The following is a 24,184-nucleotide window of genomic DNA, read 5'->3' as shown; positions in this document are numbered from 1 at the left end:
CAGGAGGCTTTCTATTTTTACATTCTGTTTACCGTTCCGATTCCCAGCAACTCTAACGATTTTTTGATCGTCTTTGCTGTGATATCTGAAATATTTAAACGGAATTGTTTTACGTTTTCATCTTCCTGATTCAGAATTGGATTATTCTGATAGAAAGAGTTATATGCCTTAACAAGATCGTAAACGTAGTTGGCAACCAAAGCCGGGCTTAATGTTTCCGCTGATTTAGCGACTACAGTTTTAAAGTTGGCCAACTGCATAATCAATTCTTTTTCGGATTGATTCAATTCAATATCTGCAGTCTCTGTTTGTAAAGCACCCGCTTTAGACAATAACGACTGAATACGTGCATAGGTATATTGAATAAACGGACCTGTATTTCCATTAAAATCAATACTTTCTGCAGGATTGAAAAGCATTTTTTTCTTAGGATCTACTTTAAGCATGAAATATTTCAATGCTCCCAATCCTACTGTTTCATAAGATGCTTCTTTATCTTCTTCTGAAAGAGTTTCCAATTTTCCTAACTCCTGAGCTTTAGATTTTGCCGTTTCGTACATCTCCTGCATCAGATCATCTGCGTCTACTACAGTTCCTTCACGGGATTTCATTTTACCTTCAGGAAGTTCTACCATTCCATAAGAAAGGTGGAACAACTGATCTGCCCATTCATATCCTAATTTTTTCAGGATTTTAAATAAAACCTGGAAGTGGTAATCCTGTTCGTTTCCTACTGTATAGATTAGCTTTTGGATATTATTTTGCTTGAAACGCTCCACGGCTGTTCCAAGATCCTGTGTCATATAAACTGATGTACCGTCTGAACGAAGCAATAGCTTTTGATCAAGTCCCTCATCGGTAAGGTCGCACCAAACAGAACCATCTTCTTTCTGATACAAAACTCCTTTATCTAATCCCGCCTGAATGAGATCTTTTCCTAAAATGTACGTGTTGCTTTCATATTGAACCTGATCAAAATCAACTCCTAATCTTTTATAGGTTTCATTGAATCCTTTGTAAACCCATGAATTCATCTCTGCCCAAAGTGCTCTTACAGTTTCTTCACCATTTTCCCAATCCAAAAGCATTTTCTGAGCTTCTTTCATTACCGGAGCATCTTTTTTCGCCTGCTCCTCTCCTACACCTTGGTTTACAAGATCTGCAATTTCTTTTTTGTAGTTTTTGTCAAATTCTACATAGTAGTTTCCTACAAATTTGTCTCCTTTTGTATTGGTTGTTTCAGGAGTTGCTCCGTTTCCGAATTTTTCCCAGGCCAACATAGATTTACAGATATGAATTCCTCTGTCATTGATGATCTGAGTTTTAATCACATCATATCCGGCTTCTTTTAAAATCTGAGCTACTGAAAATCCTAATAAGTTATTTCTGATATGCCCTAAGTGCAATGGTTTATTAGTATTCGGTGAAGAATATTCCACCATCACTGTAGCATTTTTCTTTTCTATAGTAGAGAAGTTATTAGTTACTGATCTGAAGTTGTCTACAAACAATTGGTTTTTAACTTTAACATTCAGGAAACCTTTTACCACATTAAAGCTTTCAAAAATTTCCGTCTGCTCTGTCAAAGCTTCACCTAATTCAACCCCGATGCTTTCAGGATTTTTTTTCAATTGTTTTACCAACGGAAAAGTGACAATGGTAAAATCACCCTCAAATTCCGTTTTATTTTCCTGAACTTCCAGCTTGATGTCTTTTAACTGATATACGTTTAAAATGACCTCCGAAAGTTTTTCTTCGATAATATATTTAATATTCATGTTTCTAAATTCTCTTTTTAATGCTTATCGCCGAAACATTTTACCGTGTGTTTCTGCTCAAAATCCAAGTTACAAATATACGGAAATAAAAAAACCGCCCGAAGGCGGCCAAAATATATTAAATGTTAAAAAGTATTTGTTAAAATTTATCCCAGAATAGTTTGGTCGTTGCTTTATCTCCTCCTATTGCTGCAGCCGCTGCTGAAACATTATCGAAGTTTACGACATACTCCTGATCGGAATATAACATTCTATAGGGCACACCTCCTATCTGACTGTTGGGTGGAGTCTGAAGAGCCGGATAATCCAGTCTTCTAACAAAATTCCATGCAGAAAAAGGATTATTCCACATAGCAATCCAAGATTCGTATCCAATAGATTTTTTCCAGTTTGCAGCATCTAATGGATGAGCAGCGATATAAGCAGCAGCATCTGTGGATGACACTTCGTGTTCAGACATAGAAGATTGTATAGCAGAAGAGAAAAACAAAGATGCAGTCCCACCAGCATTATAACCTCTAGCTGCAGCCTCTGCTTTCAAAAACTGAACTTCTGTAAAGCCAAATAATTTAGCTGGTGCATTTGCCCGTTTATAAGCAGGGTTAATATGACTATTAGAAGTATAAGAGTTTTGAGATCCATAAGTTCCTCCCTTATAATAATCAAAAGTTAATAAATTTTCGGCATTTACAGCCATAGACATATTATCCAGAGTAATCGTAGTGGAGGTAGAAGAAATTACGTTTCCTATAAAACTTGTTGCTGTAGTATCATCAGCATATAGATATACTTTTGATCCGACGGTTACCCAAGAAGGAATATTACTAGAAAATGTAATCACATTACTCGTTACACTTGAAACTTTAGCAGGTGATATATTTTCAAAAAGCATTCCATGTCTTCTAGGATCAGAATTTGTATTCATTGGAGTAACTAGTACTGAAGAAGGAATAAAATCATTTCTACTTGATGCCACTAAATCATCGAATAAAGGATTTGAAAATGTTCCCCCATCAAATGTTAATGAAAATGAAGAAGCTTCAGAATCAATTACTCCAGCAGCTATAGCAGCTTCAGCTACGGATTTAGATGTTGCAGGATCTACATCAGCTAAATTTATAGCTAAACGCAGCTTAATAGAGTTGGCTAATTTTTTCCATTTGGACATATCTCCTTTGTAAACCAGATCAGCTGTATCATAGCTTTTTTTAGCTGTATTAATTTTTGATATTGCTATATCTAATCTTTTAATAAGGTCCAGATAAATAGATTTGGCATCATCATATTTAGGAGACTTGATTGTTTCTGCCTGTAAAGCCTGGCTATATGGTACGTTTCCATAAGTATCAACAATATTTTCCCATACGAATATTGAGGAGATTTCTAAAGTAGCCCATTTATTATTTACAATACCATCATCCGCATTTAGTTCAGCAGGCAGGTTTTTCATTGCCTGATTTAAACTATTCAGAGCATAAACATACATTCTATTAAAATGAGACCTAGGTTGTGCTCTAGTAATTAAATTATAATTGGTTTCTTCGGTATAAGTTGTTTCTGTCCACTGTTGTGTGAAAAATCGGTAATTATTAAAGTTCACACTACCAGTATACATATAATAAAAAGCTTGATATAGACCTGTAGCAAGCAAATTACTTGAAGGTACTACAGATGGGTGTTTAGGATCTTCGTTCAACTGTGTGATATCACTCTGGCAAGAGTTGATCATAAACAATGATGAAGCCAAGGTACCTGATAATAATATATTTTTTATCTTGTTATTCATAATAATTATAAATTATATTAATATTTAGAATTTACATGTGAAGTTTATTCCTACCTCTCTAGTAGTTGGTAAGGCCCCTATAGATGAACCATAAGAATATAACCCTCCCATCTGTGTTGCTTCCGGATCTGCATAAGGTAAGTTTTTATGAAGAATCCATAAGTTTCTTCCTACTAATGAAATTTTAGCATCATTCATAAAAGTATTAGCGATTAATGTTTTAGGCAACGAATATGTGATACTTGCTTCTCTTAATTTTACAAAAGAGCCATCATAAACAAATCGTTTACCTGGTGCCTTATCATAACTATCATTTGGATTCATATCATAACCTGCTACATCTACCTGAGCTTGGGTGGTATTTACCTGACCATTAGGATTCACTCCCTGAAGTACAACTCCATTTGTTCTATACCCATCCACAGCAGTTTCAGGATACAAACCACTAGCTAAGCCATAATATAAATCTGATGAAAAGATATCACCTCCATGTCTTACATCAATCAGGAAGCTAAGAGATATATTTTTATATCTGAATGTGTTTCTTAATCCTCCTGTCCATTTTGGCTGTGTATTACCAATAACTCTATTACCTTCTTTTAAATATAGCCCTGTAGTGGGATCAACAACCTTTTGTCCATTCAGGTAAACATAATCTGTTCCGAAGATATCTCCCCACGGATTTCCTACAGAAGCAACAATAGTTGCTCCAACCATACCCACTAATGGATACACTTTCAAACCGTCTTCCAAGGCCACAACTTTACTTGTATTTTTAGCCCAATTGGCATCTACATCCCAAGAAAAATCTTGTGTTTTTATGGGTGTAATCCCTAAATGAACTTCAACTCCTTTGTTATTAATTTGTCCAGCATTGATTGCCGCCGCTAATTGTCCTGATCCGGAAGATATATTAGGTGTAATAATCTGATTAGATGTTTTGGTATCATAATAAGCGGCATCTAATATAATTCTGTCTTTTAAAAAGTGTACTTCTGTTCCAAATTCAAATTCTTTAGATCTTTGAGGTTTAAGATCTGGATTAGGCAATGTGGTTTGAGGTTTATATATTCCAATCTGTCCATTGAATGAACCCGCTGTGAAATATTGTGGTGCTAATTGGTATGGATCAGCAGTACCTCCTACTTCAGCATAATTCCCTCTTACTTTCCAGAAATTTACAATAGAGTTTTGAGATTTAAGCAGCTCTGACAATATCAATGATCCGGAAAGAGAACCATAATTATATTTATTATTCTGTTTAGGAAGAGTTGAACTTACATCTCTACGGAATGTTCCATCCAAATAGAAAATTTTATTAAAATCAAGCGATACTGTTGCATACAAGCTATTCGTTTGAATAGTTGAAACATTCTCTACTGGATTTAATTCTGGTTTTAATGAATTATCCAAAGAATATAACCCAGCTTTTATAAGTCCCCCTTCTGTTGATGCTTCGGTTGAACTTGCATTATTTCTACGCACTGTCCCTCCAACAATACCACTCATGTTTAACCAAGGAAGCAAATCATATTTATAGTTGGCAAAAAGATCATAATTGATCTCTCTTCTTGTCAAATCATATCTGTCATAACCTGACCCTACACTTTTTTGTGAAATCCCAAATGCCTGAGGATATGATCCTACAGCCAATCTTCTTTCAAAAAGTAAATTGGTATTATCATAACTAAATTTACCTGTAATATTTACATGGGAATCAATATCATAAGTTAACTGTGCATAAGTAAATATTCTGGTTCGATCATCAGATTCATAATTCTTGTATCGTTGAAAATATGGGTTATTCCAAAACGCAGGAGTTCCATTAGCTGCAGATTTTCTATTCCAGGTTACATTTCCATAATTATTAGCGGCTGTAGGATTGTTAATATTGTTATTATATGAATTTTGTAACGCAACTACATCCACGTTGGTTTGCCACCATTGTCTGAATCCTGTAACAATGTTATCACTATATCCAGTTTCAGTACGGCCAATTGTACCTTGCACAGTTAAGGTTGAATAAACTGTAGCATGTAACTTAGATGTCAAATCATAATTAATCTTAGTAGATAAAGTATTCTTTCTTAAATTCGAATTTGGCAATAATCCATTAGACAGATTATTATCATAAGTTAAATTAAAATTAAATCCTTTACTCCCCTTAGATAAAGCTATTGAATTTATATACGACATTGGGGTTTCAAAAAATTTTAAAGGTCCGTTTTTGGCTGCTACCCACGGTGTTGCCTTACCATAATTTGGTGATGTAGGATCAAAAGAATCCCATTGATAAACCAATTTATTTGGATCATATTCCGGGCCCCAAGAAGCATCTTCACCAAAATTCACGTTATTAATTCCATTTGCTCCCGTCCCATAATAAAAAGATGGATCATACCCGGCTCCATATCTGTTTTGATAAGTAGGGAATGTAGATTTATCTATAAAACCGGCTTGTACAGACGATGATAATGTAACTCCCCAAGATCCATCTTCTTTACCTTTACCATTTTTAGTTGTAATTACAATCACCCCATTTAAGCCTCTTTCTCCATATAATGCAGAAGCAGCAGCTCCTTTTAGTACATTTATTGATTCAATATCTTCCTGGTTGATATCGGATAAGGCATTCCCTAAATCAAACCCTCCATTCGCACTACCTGAAAATGTAGAAGTGTTATTTACCGGAGATCCATCAATTACAATTAATGGGTTACTTCCTTGTAGAGATTTAACACCTCTGATTACTAAATTGGTTGCGCCACCAAAGTTGGAATTGGTATTAACATTTAATCCAGCAACTTTTCCAGAAAGCTGGGAAGCTACATTTCCAGTATTAGTAGTTCCACCAAATAATTTATCAGCTTTCACTTCCTGAGAGGAGTATCCAAGAGCTTTCTTTTCTCTCTTAATACCTAATGCAGTTACTACCACACCTTCAATCTCTTTTGTCTGTGTAGTAGTATCTTTTTTCTTCTGCTGAGCATTTACAATAGCAACGGAAGAAGATAATACAACGACAAGTAGACTCATTGTTAGTTTCTTCATATCAAAATTAATTTTTACTCATCAAAATTGTGTTTTTATTAACAATTCAACAAGTAAAACTTGAAAAAGTTAAAAATAAACCAGTACAAAGAAGTAAAAACCCATAAAACAATTAAAAAAAAACATTAAAAATAAAAATTTAAATAAAAAAAATAACATCAATATTTCAATTGATGCCATTTAAATCCACCTCTCAACAAAACCACATAACACATTGAATAAGTGATTAATATAAATACAAAAACCAAATTTAATTCCCAAAATTCTTTATTAAAACGATTACAAATAAAAAAAAACCGCCAAAAGGCGGTTTTTTATACATAAACAAGAATATTTATTCTTTTCTGAAAACAAGGACAGCCTCGTCATTCCCAGGCGTATTATCCAGGTTTTTACTGTTGTCATTAATTCTTAATTCAGTATCAGAATAAGACTGTACTACTTTTTTCATTGTTTTAGTAACTCCAGCATCTGTATAAGTGATTGTAAGTGTATTATATAAACTATCATAAGCCCATTTTCCGACAAAAGAATCTGATAAATTACAATTTCCTGAAACCCCTGATTCATATCGATCATAGGCTCCTGAGAAATCGGCATTAATCATGATGACTCCCTTATCTTCACAATCATTCAATGCAATAGTTTTACCTCTGAATTCATATTTAAATGGTCGCCAGGTTCCGTTTATACTTACATTATTGGCTACTACATGAGTATCATCATCACTAGAACATGAAGCAACTCCCATCAATAAAAGAATTCCAATAAAATATTTCATAATTAAGTATTTTCTACATCCGGTTATCATTATTATTAACCGGATTATTATTCACATTAAAATTTATCCCAGAAGATCTTCGTGGAAACTTTATCTCCTCCAATTTTTGTTGCAGCTGCATTTACGTTAGTTGCATTCAAAAGATATTCCTGATCAGAATAACGCATTCTAATGGGAACAGCTTCTACTCTGGAGTTTGAAGGGTTTACGAATACCGGGAAGTCTAGTCTTCTTGTAAAGTTCCATGCCTGGAAACCTTTATTAAACATGGCTACCCATGATTGCTCTCCAATTGATTTTTTCCAGTTAGCAGCATCATATGGATTAGCCAAAACATAAGCTTCAGCGTTGGCAGTACTAACCCCATATTCTGTCATAGAAGCCCTAATTGCATCAGAATATAAAGTGGCAGCAGCTCCTCCCACACTGAATCCTCTTTGTGCAGCTTCAGCTCTTAAAAACATAATTTCTGTATAATCCAACAAGAATCCCTGAGCATTTTCCCCTGAAATAGCATTCGTAAAATGAGAATATTGTCCGAAAACGTTTTGCTTAGCATATTTTCCACCAATATATACACCTCCCACAGTGGTAAACCAAACGGCTCTTCTTGGGTCATTTTTACCATTCATAAAATTCATTAAGACATCAGATGGTAAAAAGTCATTTCTACCAGACTGAATCACATCCTGATAAACAGGGTTTGATAATAAACCTGAAGGGAAAGTCTGTAATCCGAAGTTATCTAACTTCTCGGTAAATAATCCACCTGAATAAGCAGCTTCCGCATAAGTTTTAGCTAAAGCAGGTTCAACATCAGCAAGGGTAACAGCCAGTCTGAATTTCAAAGAATTACCCATTTTTTTCCATTTTGACATATCTCCTTTATAAATCAGATCATTGGAATATCCAGTACCTGAAGTATCGATCATAGCAAGAGCTGCATCTATTCTTTTAATAAGATCAAGATAAATAGTTTTTGCATCATCATAAGGAATTTCTGAATTTCCCGGATTTTCTGCAGTTGCCTTAAGAGCTCCAAAATAAGGAACATCTCCATATGTATCTACTAAATTGGCCCATGCATAAGCATTTACCAATTCAATCATAGCAATATTATTATTTTTTGCAACACCACTTACTCCCTCGTTATCAAGAAACCTTCTGGCATCTCTCAATGCTGAAAGAACTCCTGGAGAATTTACTGTAGCCGAAGAAGAAGCCATCATACGATTGTAATGGTTTCTAGGAATCGGTCGTGATACCATATCATATCTTGATTCATCAATGTAGGTTGTTTCTGACCATTGCTGAGTAAAAAATCTGGTAATATTACGGTTAACATTAACATTCAATATTTGATCCAGTAAAACCTGTTCGGCACTTGCAAAAAGTACTCCGGAAGGTACTTCCGTCGGGTGCTTAGGATCTTCATTCAATGAAGTAATCTCTCTTTCACAAGACGTAAAAGTTAATGATAATGAAGCTAAGCCTATAATTAAAAATATTTTTTTCATTTTTTTAGAATTTTAAAGTTATATCTATTCCAATATCACGAGTCGTAGGCAGCACCCCGATAGACTGTCCTTTTGCAGCTAATCCGTTACCTGTACCTGCTTCCGGATCAGCGTATGGTAAATTCTTATGGATAATCCATAAATTTCTACCTACAATAGATATTTTTGCATCTCGAATAGAAGTATTCGCTAAAATAGATTTCGGCAATGAATATCCTATACTCGCTTCTCTTAATTTCACATAAGAAGCGTCATATACGAATCTCTTGTTTGGCATAACACCATACCCGTCTACACTACCAGCAGAGGTTGGATCACCTGCAACAGTAGTATTGACATTTCCATTAGGATTCACTCCCGGATTGATCACTCCACTTTCTCTATAATAAGCAGTCTCTTCATATAAACCAGTGGCTGTACCATAGGCCATATCCGGAGAATACACATCTCCTCCCTGTTTTACATCAATAAGGAAACTTAAAGAGAAATCTTTATAACGGAAACTGTTTCTTATACCTCCTACCCAGTCTGGGGTAATATTTCCAATAACCTGGTTGTTATTTCTAAGATAATTTCCGCTCACCGGATCTACAATTTTGTTACCATTGGCATCATATTGATAATCTGATCCTACCAACGCTCCAAAAGCTTCACCTACACGAGCATTCAAAGACACTCCGTTCTGATACGTTGCCATTAGATAATTCTGTGAATTACCGTTTAGAGCAATAACTTTATTTTCATTCTTAGACCAGTTCACATTAACATCCCAGGTAAAGTTCTCTGATTTGAATGGAGTACCATTCAACTGAACTTCTATACCTTTATTATCAATTTGTCCGGCATTTACTAAGAATGTTCGGTATCCTGTAGCTGAAGATACGGGTAAATTGATAATCTGATCAATCGTTTTGGTCTTATAAATAGCGATATCAAATCCTAATCTATTTTTGAAGAACTGAGCCTCCATACCAAATTCAGTTTCTTTAGACCTTTGAGGTTTCAAATTAGGATTCGCAAGGAAATAAGGCTGATCAAACAATCCTTCTCCTCTTGCTTTAAATGTATTGGCTAATCTGTAGTTCGATGTAGAAGAACCTACTTCTGCATAGTTTCCTCTTACCTTCCAGAAGCTAAGCCATGGTTGTTTTACAAATTCCGACAGGATAAGGGATCCTGTTACGGATGGATATGAGTAACTGTTATTTCCTTTTGGTAAGTTTGAAGATTGGTCAACACGGAAAGTACCATCTACAAATAAGAAATTCTTATAACCAAATGATGCTGTCGCATATAAACTTGAAGTTAAAAACTTCGCATAATTTTCATCAGGAGGAAGTATTGTTCTTACCGAGTTGGATATAGCAAAAAGTCCTGGTTTAGATAAACCACCTTCTGTACTCATATATACATTATCGATCAAATTTCTTCTCACGTTTCCTCCGGCAATCCCACTCACATTCAAATCAGGAGTGATATCAAATTTATAGTTCGCAAATAAATCAAAATTCATTTCCGAATTTTTAACATTCGTTCTTGCATATCCTGAGCCCACATTAAGACCGGAAGCTCCGAATACTTGAGGTAATGATCCGTTCATCAACCTTTCTTCTACCACCATCTGCAAATCATCATAGGATAATTTTCCGGTAATACCAAAGTTTTTAGAAACGTCATATTTTAATTGTGCATAGCTAAAAACTCTTGTTCTATCATCTGACTGATAACTCTGGTATCTTTGGAAATAAGGGTTATTCCAATACTGAGGAGTTCCATCAGTTGCAGAGGTTCTGTTCCAGCTGAAATTACTGTTGCCATTGTTTTGGTAAGCATTTCTTAATGCAGCTACATCCACATTGGTTTGCCACCATTGTCTAAAACCAGAAACAATATTATCTGAATATCCTGTTTCATTACGTCCTCTTGTCCCTTGTAATGTTAATGTAGTGAAGACTGAAGCGTGGAGTTTATCTGTAAAATCATGGCTAAATTTTGCAGAAATTGTATTTTTTCTTAATTCTGAATTAGGCATCAGACCATTGGAAAGCATATTGGAATAGGATAAGGAAAGATTTGAAGTTTTATTTCCTTTTTCAATGGTAAGTGTATTAACGTATGTGACTGGTGTTTCAAAGAATTTAATAGGTCCGTTTTTAGCAGCTACCCAAGGTGTTGCTTTACCATAGTTTGGAGAAGAAGGATCAAATGAATCCCATTGATAAACCAATGAATTAGGATTAAACACAGGACCATAAGATGCGTCATCCCCAAAGTTAGCATAATTATACCCTCCAGGCCCCGGATCTTCATTCCAAGATTCTCCTCCATATCCAGCTCCATATTTTGTCTGATATTTAGGGAATGTAGATTTATCAATAAAACCAGCCGTAATTCCTGAGTTTAAAGTAACTCCCCAGCTTCCGTCATTATTCCCTCTACCACTTTTGGTCACAATAAGGATAACCCCATCACTTCCTCTTTCTCCGTATAAAGCAGATGCTGCTGCACCCTTTAGTACGTTGATTGATTCAATATCTTCCTGGTTGATATCTGATAAGAAATTACCATAATCGAAAGGAGCTCCTGTTGTTACAGTTGTATTATTTACAGGGGAACCATCAATTACAATAAGTGGAGAACCTCCGTTTAATGATTTGTATCCTCTGATCAAAAGGTTGGCAGACCCGCCAAAGTTGTTATTTGTATTTACCTGTAGTCCGGCTACCTTACCTGAAAGAAGAGATGCTACGTTACCTGTATTGGTAGTTCCACCAGTTAACTCTGCTGCTTTTACTTCTTCAGAAGCATAACCAAGAGATTTTTTCTCTCTTTTAATCCCGAGTGCGGTTACTACCACACCCTCAATTTCTTTTGTTTTAACAGTATCATTCTTTTGCTGGGCATTGGCAACAGCTATAGAAGAAGATACTACTAAAACAAGAAGACTTGCTGTTAGTTTCTTCATATCAAATTAATTTTTGTGACTGTACAAATTTGTAAAACTTTCTTAATACCACAAAGAAAAATGTAGAAAAATTGAAACTTATTTAATATTTTAGAATAAAAACAATCAATAAATTATTAAAATAAGTTAAAAACAAAACATTTAACAAAAACCCCTCATTTAAAACTTATTTTTTTTTAAGAAATAATAACAATCATTTAAATTGATAGAATCTATAATAATTTGCGCTCCTAAAGAAGTTAAACAAACTGAATGTCAATAACTTGAAAATCATAAAAAGAAAGAAAATATCTATACCCATTACAGATGCTATGTTGTGCATATTTTCCTAAATAAAGAAACTTTTGCTTTTTAAAACAAAAAAAACCGCCCGAAGGCGGTAAAATATATTAAAATTGTTTTATAAAAAATTAGTTCTGATTCCAGAATGGAGTCGTTTGGTTCTTAGTAAAACACTGAGCATTTGAAATCTGAGGAACGTTCGCTGAGTTAGCTACATATTCAGATGACGGATACATCAATCTGTATGGCTTATTAGGCTTCGCTGAAGTTGTTGCCATAGGAGTAACCGGGTAACCAGTTCTGTTATAATCAATGAAAGATTCCGTAGGGTTAATTCCTGCAGTAGCTAACCATTTTTGAGTCATGATCGCTTCAATCTTATTATCGTTAGTACCATTCCAACCTAAACCTACTTTAGCCTGAATAGCAGTAATGTATGTAGCAGAAGTACCCGCTGTAGCATATAGATAATCAAAAGATGCTTTGATACCATTTTCAAATTTGGCTTGTCCATTAGAGAAGATAGATGGATATCTAACAGCAGCTTCAGCCTGAAGGAAGTTACTCTCTGAACGTGTCATTAAAACACCAGATTTCGCAGATCCAACCGATGTAAGCTGAGCAGTAGTACTAGGGCTACCTTGACCAAATATCCAACCATTTCCAAATCTTGAAACCGTTGTAAGATCAGTCGGAGCTCCCGGCTGTCCTGGTGTAGCACCCTGTCTAACTCCTTTAACAACTGAAAGACCATTATAAGCAACTAATGAGAACATTCTTCCTCTTCTTGCATCAATGATACCATTAAATTTCTGATAAACATTATCAGCCATATTATAAGGGTTACCATTAAGACAAGTTGCAATATGTTCAGATGCTGTAAATAATGTATTATTCTGCAACTGAGAATTAGAACTGTTTCTCACATAGTATCCATAAAACGGGTTCTGCTGGTCATCATTAGCAGCACTGTACCCAGGATTTACTAAAACATCGCTATCTATAAAGTCTGCCCCTGCTAAAGTTTGAAGTTGCTGATCTCTAAAAGTAGCCATAGAACCTGTTACTTTAGACATTCTAACCAACATTCTTAGTTTCACAGTATTCGCAAGACGCTTCCAGTTATCCATTGTTCCCTGGAAAACAATATCAGTAGCACCAAGTTCAAGTGCAGCAGCATTACCGTTATCAATAAGAGTGATAGCATCATTCAGACCAAGAATTAATGATCTGTAGATTTCCTCATCATTATCGTATTTTGGAGTTGCATTAGCCTGACCCATAAATGCCTGGCTATAAGGAGCATCCCCATACAAATCTACAATAGTCTGCATATAAAATGCTTTCATCACTTTTGCAGCAGCTACATAATTATCATATTTATGGTTAGAATTATCATATTTCTCAATAGCAACAAAGTTACTTACGTTTCTGTATAATCCATCCCAGATCTGTGGATAAAAAGAACTATCTACATTTAATGTATATTCGTTACCAAATGGAGCTCCAAAAGAATAAGAGTTACCCGCATAAGAGTTCATCATAAGCCCTCCAAATCTATTCATCCATGTAGCTTGTGTTCTGTAAGTCTGAGCAACAGCACCAGGAAATAATAAAGTTGGTGTAATAGCTTCCGCATGAATATTATTTGGATTTTCATTAATATCCAGATAATGATCACATGAAGTCAACGTCATTGAGGTAACGATTAAACCAAGTATTGTATATTTAAATTTTTTCATTTTCAAGTAATAATTAATTAAATTTTAGAAAGATGCTTTAAGGTTAAATCCAAAGCTTCTAGTTGATGGATACTGCGTTGTATAAGCAAAACCTGCAGCATTCCCTGTTGTACTTGCAGTTTCCGGATCAGCATAGTTTCTGTTATTATCTGCGTACTTAAAGAATGGGTTTCTTGAATAAACACCGATTGTTAATGAGTTCAAGAAAGTTGAGCTTAATACTGATCTTGGTATATCATAGCTTAACGCAATTTCTCTAATCTTCAATGCAGTTGCATCAACTACCAGGTTTTCACCTACAGCTCTATACGCACTACTTGAGAAATAGTTAGTAACGTTAGTATACGTTCCTGCACCTCCTACTGGCGTATTATTTGGAGTGTAGATTGGGTTAGCAGCAGTTCCTGTATTCTGTACTGAATTAGGAACAACATATCCTTGAGTTCTGTCAAACTCAGCTGACTCCTCTAAACCTCCTGTAAATGCAAGTAAGTTTTTCGTAAAGGATACAAATTTACCACCTTTTCTAAAATCTCCCATCGCAGATAAAGTAAATCCTTTATACTTAATGTTTGTAGAGAATCCAAGAATATAATCAGGAGTTGCTCTTCCTAACACCTGAAGATTACTTGTTGTCAAAGGATTTCCTTTAGAGTCAACAATAATTCTTCCCTGATCGTCTCTCTGGAATGCACTTCCTTTGATAACCGGGAAATCAGATCCTTTTACAGCAAAGATACCTACTGCTGCTGAAGTACTGCTTAATAAAGATACTTCATCAGCTCCATCAGCTAATTCCAATACTTTAGATCTATATGTAGAGTAAGACACCTTCATATCCCAAGTAAAATCACTTGTTTTAATTGGCGTTATTCCTAAATCAAGTTCAAGACCTCTTAGTCTCATTTTACCCACGTTATCAAGAATACTTGTTAATCCTGATGTACTTGATGCAGTTCTTGCCGTAATTAAGTCATCAGTTGTAGATTGGTAAACAGACGCATCTAATCTAATTCTATCTTTCAGGAATCCTAGAGACATTCCGAAATCTAAAGTATTAACAAATTCAGGTTTAATATCTACCGATGTAGGCGTTTGATTATTAATATATGAACTTAATCCGTTAAATGGGAACCCTGTCGGGAATACTCCGATTTCATCTGTTCTGTAAGGATCTACTGCAGTTGTGTTACCTACTCGTGTATATGATCCGGTAATTTTTGCGTAGTTAAGAATATCTCCTTTTAAGTTAGCAAATGCTTTAGTTGGCACAAAAGATAAACCTACAGAATAATAAGGATAAACCGGGTTTGTTCTTTTTCCTGTGCTATAAGGTCTTGTTGACAATACTGAAGACTGCTCAATTCTAAATGTAGAGTTTAAGAACAAATAATCATTATAGCTTAAATCTAAATTCGCAAATCCTGCAATAATTCTACTGTTTGTCTGATAGTTATCAAGATTAGCACTAGAGAATGGATCTGGATTAAGTACATTTTTAATGTGATACCAACCTGGAATATCTAAATTATTACCTCCTACAGATGTTACATTGTAAGTTCTGTCCTGGATGTTATTACCAATGTTAAACTTCAATCCGATTTTATCCGTTAACTCATAATCAAAGTTAATCATTAAGTCACCATAGTAATTTCTCTCTTTAGAAGTACTTTCATAGAACCAAGAAGTGATATCACCATTTCCTAAATCACCAAAAGTAATTCCGTCGATGGATGCTCCAGGAAGGTTATATGTATTAGTAAAAATAGCACCATCATTATGTCTTGTATAAGTCATCCCTCTTGTTGTAACGTTTCCGTTATACGTAATGTTGATGTTCTTATTCAATTCATAATCTAAACCAAGGATAGCACTAAAGTAATCACTACGTCTGTCATATCTTTCGTGATCAATTGTCCAGTATGGGTTTACAGCATATCCTGTGTAATATCCTTCAATTCCACTATTTCTATACAGTTTAATGTTGTTGTTAGTTGGAGTTTGAAGAATATCATCATATAATGATGAGTTTGTAGTGGATATTATTCTATTGATATAGTTGATGTTACCATCAATTTTCAATTTTCCTATTTTCTTTCCAGCTTTAAAAATAAAACTGTTTTGTCTTAATTTATCACCCTCAACTACGAAATTATTTTCAGTTCTGTTAGCAGAGAAGGACACATATGAATCAGATCCACCTGCTGTTGCTGTAATTCCGTTTTGGGTTAATACTCCTGTTGAAAAGAATTTATTCATGAAATTCTTCACTGGAGCATATTTTTCATAAATAAATGAACCATCAGCCTGTGGAAGACCTGAAGGCATCATTGTTCCTCCGATAGCCGGGTTGTCATAAGCAGCTCCCCAAGACATGTTTTCCCATGGCACATAGTTTGTACCACCGTAATCCACATCACTCCATCCTTCATCCTGAACTCCTTTACCGTACTTCTGCTGAACTTTTGGAAGCATGAAAACATTAGAGATATCAATAGACGAATTGAACGTCATCTGAAGTTTCTCAGATTTTGTTCCTCTTTTTGTCGTCACAATAATTACCCCGTTCACCCCTTGCTGCCCATAAAGAGCTGCTCCTTGTAAACCTTTAATTACGTTGATGTTTTCGATTGCTTCTGGTGGTATCTGCTGTAAGATGTCAGCAGATGAAATAACGTTATCAATTACAATTAACGCTTGGTTATTACCCGTGATAGATTTAGCACCTCTTAAGACAACTCTATAGCTAGGATCCACACCATTGTTTGTCAAATTGATTTGTAAACCTGAAACCTTACCCGTCAATGCCTGTACAGCAGTTGGTGCTGACGCCTGATTCAGTTCTTTTGTCGTTACAACTTGCTGTGTATTTGTTATCGCATCAGCCTTTCTTTTGATACCTAAGGCTCCGGTAACAACTATCTCCTCTATATTTTTGGTTTTTAGAGTATCTTTCGTGTTTTGGGCTGATACCATCATAAATGACGACGACAGTACCACCGCGAAAACACTCGCAGTTAATTTCTTCATATCAAATTCAATTATTTTTACAGATTACAAATATGTGAAACTTTCACAAAATAACCAAAGAAAATGTTAAAATTTTATAATTAACAAAAACAAAAGCATTTAACATATGCCAAAACTAACAACTCATTAAAAAAATATACATTATTTCATCAATATGAAAAACACATACAATTAGCAACCCCAATAAAAAAAATTAAAAACAGTAAATTATACTTGTTATAACAATAAAAACAGTAAAAAACACACAAAATCACTTCCTGCAAAATTTTATATTTTTGCATTTATAGAAACAATTCATGGAGCTAATAAAAAACTGGTCAAACCTTTACATTGAAGCCGGATGTGATGAAGTAGGAAGAGGATGTTTAAGCGGTCCGGTAGTAGCAGCAGCGGTAATTTTAGATGATGACTTCAAACAAAATCTGGTGAATGATTCAAAAAAATTAACATTTAAAACCCGGATGGAGCTGGACCATTATATCAAAGACAATGTAAAAAGCTATGCTATTGCAGAACTTCCCCCATCCTTTATTGATGAACATAATATCCTCAATGCAAGCATTCATGCCATGCATCGTGCACTGGACAAACTGAGTATTACACCGGAACTTATTTTGGTAGACGGGAATAAATTCCATCCCTATAATTACATTCCTCACCAATGTATCATTAAGGGAGATTCCAAAGTTTTATCTATTGCCGCAGCTTCCATTCTTGCCAAAAATTACAGAGACCAATTAATGATCCAGCTTCATGAAGAACATCCGGAATACGGCTGGGATACCAATTTTGGTTATGCCACAAAAAAACACCAGGAAGCCCTTATAAAACACGGTCCAACAGTTCATCACAGACAATCTTTCAGACTGAAATATGATTGAAAACCTCTCATTTTCAATTATTAAATTCGCATATAACAATTAGAAATTTAAAATCTTTCTAAATAAAAATTACTATAAAAAAAGAGAAGCAATACTGTATTGCTTCTCTTTTTTTAAGATATAATTAAGAAAATTATTTCTTTTTACTTCTTTGTTGCTCCTGAGTCTTTTGCTGCTCCTGAGCCTTCTCCATCATCTCTCTCATTCTCTTCTGGAATTTACCTTCTGCTTTTGGTTTTTCCTTGTTAGACTGAATCTGAGCATGGATTTTCTTTTCATCCAAAATCACATATTTAATAACAAGGATGATTAAGATGTTAATCGCATTCGATACAAAATAATACCATGAAAGTCCTGAAGCCGAAGTGTTAAGGAAGAATAAGAATGTCACCGGGAAGATGTACATTAATACCTTCATATTTGGCATTCCTTCCTGTTGAGGCTGCTGCATATTTCCTGAAGTCATTACAGTATAGATTAAAATAACAACGGTACAAGCTAATGCAAAAATACTTAAGTGATCTCCAAGGAAAGGAACTTTGAACGGAAGCTTGATCAAATCATCATAAGCTGTCAAATCCTTTGCAAACCAGAAGCCTTGCCCTCTAAGATCAATAAAGTTCGGGAAGAAACGGAATAATGCATAGAAGATAGGAATCTGAACTAATGCCGGTAAACATCCCGCCATCTGGTTTACTCCCGCTTTTCTGTACACTTCCATTGTAGCCTGCTGTTTCTTCATCGGATCTGCATCCTTAAACTTAGCGTTTACCTCATCAATTTCCGGACGGATTACCTTCATCATCGCACTCAATTTATGCTGCTTATACATAATTGGTGAAAGGATTAGTTTCACAATGATTGTCATTACGAAAATTACCCAACCTGCTGATAATCCCCACGCAGCAATAATACCATATAACCACATGAAGAAATAACGGTTCATCGCTCCGATGAATGACCAACCTAACGGAAGAATTTCATCAAAGTTTTTATCATAGGATTTAAGCAATGGTAAATCCAATGGCATGAAATACCATGTAAAGTCCTGGTTCAGCTCACTTCCTGTCATCTGAACAAAGCCTTCATAGTTGAGTTTCTTCAAATATTCACCTTCTTCAACATTTTCCTGGTTTCCTTTACTTTGGGTGAATCCGTTTTTCGCTTCAATTACTGAAGTGAAGAACTGCTGTTTTACCCCAATCCAGTTAAGAGTCTCCTTTTCTTCTTCCATCGTTGTTCTTCCATCATAATCATAGTCTTTATAATTATTGAATGCATAGGAAAATTCTGAGTGAGATTGCTCCTGAGCTCTACCTTTCTCTAAGTTTCTTACATTGTAATCCCAGATGAAATCTGCTTTGTTATCGGAAGTAATTTTGGAAAGTCCCTGAGTTCTTACTTTAAAATCAAGGGTATATTTTGGAAGTAGTGTGTAAATGAATTGAATTACAGCACCATTATAATCTGCAGTTAAGGTTACAGCATTTCCACTAACAGAAGGCGAGAAAACTAAATCTTTAGTATTAACAATCTTTCCTGTTTTATCTTTAAACTGAAAACCGTAGTTTGAATTATTCTTAGTGATCAGATAAAGTGGCTGATCTGCATTGTCTGTTTTGTGGTTGTAGGCTTTATATTTTAAAAGCTCTACTTTGGAAACCTGTCCTCCTAAGCTTGAAAATTCAAGTTTCAGTTCATTATTTCCAAGACTTGCGGTCTGGATGGCGTTAGGAGTTACATTTGGATTGATATTGTTTGCCTGAGTTTGCTTTACGGCATTTTTAGCCTGTTCCGTTTTCTGCTCCTGAGCTTTCAACTCCGCTTCTTTCGTTTGTTTGTTCTGGAAATAGAACATAAAACCGAAGAGAACAAGGCATAAAACCGCGAAACTAATCATTTGCTTCTTATCGATTCCGTTGTTTTGTTGCATTTTATTTTATATTAAAATTTTAAATTTAAAATGTACGCACTGGTGTACGTAATTTGAGCTGACAAAAATACTGTTTTTTTATCAAAACTCTATGCTTTACGTTGTTACTATATAATAAACTCAAGCTGAGAATAATCAGCCTGAGTTTATGTGTAGACGTTTATGATAAAATTTTACCTTATTTCTTTTCGCAAGCCTTAATGAAAGCTCTGAATAAAGGATGCGGCGTCGCTACCGTACTTTTATATTCCGGGTGGTACTGAACTCCCACATAGAATGGATGATCAGGTAGTTCAAGCGCTTCTACCAAACCAGTTTCGGGATTGGTACCAGTAGCAAGGAAACCGCTCTTTTCAAACTCCTGAAGATAATCACTGTTGAATTCATAACGGTGACGGTGTCTTTCAGAGATATTTTTGCTTCCGTAGATATCATAAAGCTTAGAACCATTTTTCAAAGAACACTTCCATGCTCCCAGACGCATTGTTCCACCTTTATCTACCACATTTTTCTGTTCTTCCATCAAGGAAATTACAGGATCCGGAGTTGCTGTATCAAATTCCATAGAGTTTGCTTTTGTATGTCCTAAAACATTTCTTGCAAATTCAATCGTCATGATCTGCATTCCTAAACAGATTCCCAACATCGGAATTTTATTTTCTCTTGCATATTTTGCCGTAAGAACTTTTCCTTCAATCCCTCTGTCTCCGAAACCTGGAGCTACAAGGATACCATTTACTCCTTTCAGAGTATCTTTGATGTTTTCCTCCGTAATATCTCCACTGTATACCCATCTTACTTTTACTTCAGTTTCAAGGTCAGCTCCTGCATGTTTGAATGCTTCAGCAATAGAAATATAAGAATCCTGAAGGGAAATATATTTTCCGACTAATGCAATTTCAACAGTTTTCTTTGGATTTTGGAATTTCTTAAGGAAACTCTTCCAGTCTTTTAGATCAGCATCTTTATCACTCTTCAGATCAAGTTCTTTCAATACTACATCATCGAAATTCTGCTTCTGAAGATACATTGGAACTTCATAGATCGTTTCAAGATCTTTACATTCGATAACATTATCTAAAGGAACATTGCAGAACTGAGCCAGTTTTGCTCTCTGATCTTTAGGAATTTTGTGTTCTGTTCTACATACTAAAACATCAGCCATAATTCCGCTTTCCATCAACTGACGAACAGAGTGCTGGGATGGTTTTGTTTTTAATTCTCCACTTGAAGCCAGGTAAGGCAATAAAGTCAGGTGGATTACCATAGAATTACGCTCTCCCAATTCCCATTTCAACTGACGAACAGTTTCAATGTATGGTAAAGATTCAATATCCCCTACCGTTCCTCCGATTTCAGTAATGATGATATCGTAGTTCTGTTTTGAAAGGATTTTAATTCTACGTTTGATTTCGTTAGTAATATGAGGAATTACCTGAACTGTTTTTCCAAGAAAATCTCCTTTTCTTTCTTTTTCGATTACAGTCTGGTAAATTTTTCCTGTAGTAACGTTGTTGTTTTGGGATGTAGGAGCATCAAGATAACGCTCATAATGGCCTAAATCCAGATCCGTCTCCGCACCATCTTCAGTTACATAGCACTCTCCGTGCTCATAAGGATTCAAAGTTCCTGGGTCGATATTGATATAAGGATCTAATTTTTGGATCGTTACATTAAAGCCACGTGATTTTAGTAGAAGTCCCAGAGAAGCAGAAACGATTCCCTTTCCCAAAGATGAAGTTACACCTCCTGTCACAAAGATGTACTTTGTATTCTTTTTACTCATTAGATTAGGTTTGTGCAAAGTTAGGGGAAAAAGAAATACAAAGCAATCTTTTACATTTTGAAAATGGTAAAACATCCTTCAAACAATCATAAAACCTGATAAAAATTTTTATCTATATTTGGTATAAGCAAATGAAACAAAGCTATAACCATCATGATTTCCGTATATAAACTAAAACCAAAATTCCAGCAGCTCCTCACTCCTGTTTTGTTATTTTTTCATAGAAATAAGATTACGGCCAATCAGATTACGATCAGTTCCATTCTCTTATCCGTGGTTATTGGGATACTGTTCTGGAATGCGGATATTTCGAAATGGTTCTTCCTAAGTCTTCCCGTGGGATTGCTTCTGAGAATGGCTTTAAATGCTTTGGACGGAATGATGGCCAGAAAATTCAATCAGACCAGCAAACTCGGAGAGGTTTTGAATGAAGTGGGTGATATTGTTTCCGATGTCATTATATTTTTTCCTCTTCTTAAGTTTCAGCCTGAAAGTTTATATCTTATCGTTGTCTTCATCGTTCTTAGCATCATTAATGAAATTGCAGGAGTAATGGGAAAAATCGTAGGAAAGGAACGCCGTTATGACGGACCTATGGGAAAAAGTGACCGTGCCCTTATCCTTGGATTGTATGGTTTACTCACCCTTTTCGGAGTAAACATTACCGTTGTTTCCCCATACATTTTTGGAATTATCATTGTTTTACTCCTGATCAGTACTTATACACGACTTAAGAAATCTCTGAATGAAGCCTGAAGAAAATAAATTTGCAGATGTTCCTATACGGGTAAAAACATGGATCTACATCATTATTGTTTTTGCGCTGGGAGTTTCACATCCTCTTGCTATGACCATTTTGGTTTCATGGATAAGTTTTCAATGTTTTTTTGAATTTTCAAGGATGTTCAAAATTTATGATTCTCCACTTACTCCTTCAATTTTCATAAGTGTTTTACAGTTTTTCCTGCTCTATTTTTTGAATACTGATGTTTACCTTTTGTACAGTTTCCTTATAACAATCCTCATTGTATGCCGTTCTGTACTGAAAGGTTCCTCCGTAAAACAGATATACGGAATTTCCATTGCCTTATTAATATGCCTTATCGCTTTTCCGAATTTGCTATGGATAAGAAATCGTTTTGATGGGTTGAATGCCATTATCTTCATTGTAGTAGTGACTGAACTGAACGATGTATTTCAGTATCTGATGGGAAAGTTTTTCGGGAAACATAAAATAACGCCTCAAATCAGTCCCAACAAAACACTGGAAGGGCTTATTGGTGGTATTTTTATTACAATTATCCTGAGTAATATCTTAGGGTATTTTCTGCTTACAACAGATATGGTAACCAATTCTATTTTAGGACTTGTTCTGGGAATTTCAGGATTTTTCGGTGATATCTTCATGTCTTATGTAAAAAGAAAAACCGGTGTAAAAGATACCGGCAGCCTGCTTCCCGGACATGGTGGCCTTCTTGATAGAATGGACAGTCTGGTTTTTAATGCGCCTTTATTCTTTTGGTTATTTCCTCTTCTGATAAAAAATTAATGCCATGGAAGAAAAATTTAAAAGAGCTGTTATTTTTTCAGGAGGCGGAACAAGGCTGATGATTTATCTCGGAATCTTCGCTGCACTGGAAGAATTGGATCTTAAACCGGATCTCCTGATTGCTTCCTGTGGTGGATCATTTGCAGCAACAATCATCAATGCTTTTCCTGATCATCTTTCCCGGAAAGAATACCTGACATCTGAAGAATATTTTCAGTTTGTTTCAGGAACTGTATTAACAAGGCAGAGAAAACTTTCACAAATAGGAATTTTCTCACTAAAAAAAATTCTGGATAAAAGAAAAGCCCCATTCATTGAAGATGTTTTCAACCGATATCTTGTTGAAATGCTCCAAGATCTATCCAAATGTTTTCCAGCCATCAAAAATGTTCAGTTTTCAAAAGAAATACCTACCCTAATTATGGGTTCGGAGATTCTTTTTACCCCAAAAGAATGTGGACAAAAAAGAAATGAAAAAAAATTATATCAAAAAACAATCTTCACAGATCCGGAAACAGCAAAGAAGATTTACCCTGAACAAATTGTCAGTCATTCTGAAAGCTTAAAAAACAGTGCTGTTGAAGAAACGCTCAAAATAGTTACTGACTTTTCCATGCTTGAAAGTACCCGAGCTTCTATTTCCGATATGTTTTATGTAGAACCTGCATTTCTTAAGGGAAAATATTTTGCTGGCGGAGCTATAGATCTTGTTCCTGCAGAATTAAGTCAGCATCTCGCACAGGAAATCATTACCGAAAAAAAACAATCATACAATCCCGTGGAAGAAGCTCTTGTACGTTCTGTCCTTGGATTCAGTGGAAATGAAAGGCTTGCAGAGACAGACCAACTTTTATCAGGCTTCCAAATTGATACCATCAACATAAAACAGGAACTGGAAGGACATTATCTGAAAAAAGGAATTGACTGGAAAAAATTTGAAATCAATTTTTCGTTTCCTAAAAGTTATCAACAATTTGTGAAAGACATGGAAATACAATGGCAATATGGATTTGATCAGACCATGAAAACTATTAGAGGATGATGACAAATCCTCCAACTGAAGACGGGAAAATTCCCCTCCTCCGGAGGGGTGGCGAAAATTC

Annotated in this window: 14 protein-coding genes; 4 read left to right on the top strand and 10 right to left on the bottom strand. The window is 35.3% G+C overall.

The genetic code is table 11. From position 1 onward, the window contains the following. Positions 1-17 precede the first annotated feature (17 nt). The 8 genes from argS to JOE44_RS20610 form a co-directional block, all read right to left on the bottom strand. Entirely contained in the window at positions 18-1,778 is a 1,761-nt protein-coding gene (gene argS, locus JOE44_RS20645) for an arginine--tRNA ligase (protein ID WP_209787136.1), read from the bottom strand. Positions 1,779-1,917: 139 nt separating this feature from the next. Next, positions 1,918-3,507, bottom strand: a complete 1,590-nt coding sequence (locus JOE44_RS20640; RefSeq protein ID WP_245169830.1) for a SusD/RagB family nutrient-binding outer membrane lipoprotein — start codon at positions 3,505-3,507, stop codon at positions 1,918-1,920. Positions 3,508-3,588: 81 nt separating this feature from the next. Continuing rightward, positions 3,589-6,615 carry a SusC/RagA family TonB-linked outer membrane protein gene (locus tag JOE44_RS20635; protein WP_209787132.1) on the bottom strand — a complete coding sequence of 1,009 codons (3,027 nt, stop codon included), beginning with the start codon at positions 6,613-6,615 and terminating at the stop codon, positions 3,589-3,591. A 334-nt stretch (positions 6,616-6,949) separates the two neighbouring features. Next, positions 6,950-7,396, bottom strand: a complete 447-nt coding sequence (locus JOE44_RS20630; protein ID WP_209787126.1) for a lipocalin family protein — start codon at positions 7,394-7,396, stop codon at positions 6,950-6,952. 56 nt (positions 7,397-7,452) lie between these two features. Further along, positions 7,453-8,913, bottom strand: a complete 1,461-nt coding sequence (locus JOE44_RS20625) for a SusD/RagB family nutrient-binding outer membrane lipoprotein (RefSeq protein ID WP_209787124.1) — start codon at positions 8,911-8,913, stop codon at positions 7,453-7,455. Positions 8,914-8,917: 4 nt separating this feature from the next. After that, a complete protein-coding gene (locus JOE44_RS20620) occupies positions 8,918-11,878 on the bottom strand; it encodes a SusC/RagA family TonB-linked outer membrane protein (RefSeq protein ID WP_209787122.1) in 2,961 nt (986 codons plus the stop codon). Between the two features lie 410 nt (positions 11,879-12,288). Next, a complete protein-coding gene (locus JOE44_RS20615) occupies positions 12,289-13,902 on the bottom strand; it encodes a SusD/RagB family nutrient-binding outer membrane lipoprotein (RefSeq protein ID WP_209787109.1) in 1,614 nt (537 codons plus the stop codon). A 24-nt stretch (positions 13,903-13,926) separates the two neighbouring features. Then, entirely contained in the window at positions 13,927-16,932 is a 3,006-nt protein-coding gene (locus JOE44_RS20610; protein ID WP_209787107.1) for a SusC/RagA family TonB-linked outer membrane protein, read from the bottom strand. 296 nt (positions 16,933-17,228) lie between these two features. Here JOE44_RS20610 and JOE44_RS20605 point away from each other — a divergent pair, with 296 nt between their 5' ends. Beyond that, positions 17,229-17,813 (top strand): ribonuclease HII, encoded by a 585-nt coding sequence (locus JOE44_RS20605; RefSeq protein WP_209787098.1) that lies wholly within the window; start codon positions 17,229-17,231, stop codon positions 17,811-17,813. Between the two features lie 133 nt (positions 17,814-17,946). Here JOE44_RS20605 and yidC read toward each other — a convergent pair whose 3' ends face one another. Beyond that, positions 17,947-19,746 (bottom strand): membrane protein insertase YidC, encoded by a 1,800-nt coding sequence (gene yidC, locus JOE44_RS20600; protein WP_209787096.1) that lies wholly within the window; start codon positions 19,744-19,746, stop codon positions 17,947-17,949. A gap of 178 nt (positions 19,747-19,924) precedes the next feature. Further along, a complete protein-coding gene (locus JOE44_RS20595; RefSeq protein WP_209787094.1) occupies positions 19,925-21,532 on the bottom strand; it encodes a CTP synthase in 1,608 nt (535 codons plus the stop codon). A gap of 153 nt (positions 21,533-21,685) precedes the next feature. On the opposite strand from JOE44_RS20595, the gene JOE44_RS20590 reads away from it, so the two are divergent. Genes JOE44_RS20590 through JOE44_RS20580 form a run of 3 tightly spaced genes read left to right on the top strand, consistent with a single transcriptional unit; the run spans position 21,686 to position 24,123 of the window. Further along, positions 21,686-22,288 carry a CDP-alcohol phosphatidyltransferase family protein gene (locus tag JOE44_RS20590; RefSeq protein ID WP_209787092.1) on the top strand — a complete coding sequence of 201 codons (603 nt, stop codon included), beginning with the start codon at positions 21,686-21,688 and terminating at the stop codon, positions 22,286-22,288. Then, the gene (locus JOE44_RS20585) at positions 22,278-23,081 is read left to right on the top strand and encodes a phosphatidate cytidylyltransferase (protein WP_209787090.1); all 804 of its coding nucleotides are present in this window, start codon (positions 22,278-22,280) and stop codon (positions 23,079-23,081) included. Before JOE44_RS20590 ends, JOE44_RS20585 begins: the two co-directional genes overlap by 11 nt. A 4-nt stretch (positions 23,082-23,085) precedes the next feature. After that, on the top strand, positions 23,086-24,123 hold the full coding sequence (locus JOE44_RS20580) for a patatin-like phospholipase family protein (RefSeq protein ID WP_209787088.1): 1,038 nt from the start codon (positions 23,086-23,088) through the stop codon (positions 24,121-24,123). Positions 24,124-24,184 lie beyond the last annotated feature (61 nt).

The sequence above is a fragment of the Chryseobacterium sp. PvR013 genome (genome assembly GCF_017833095.1).
Lineage (GTDB): Bacteria > Bacteroidota > Bacteroidia > Flavobacteriales > Weeksellaceae > Chryseobacterium > Chryseobacterium culicis_A.
Note: the sequence above shows the minus strand (reverse complement) of the source record. Positions and strands in the feature narration are given on the sequence as shown.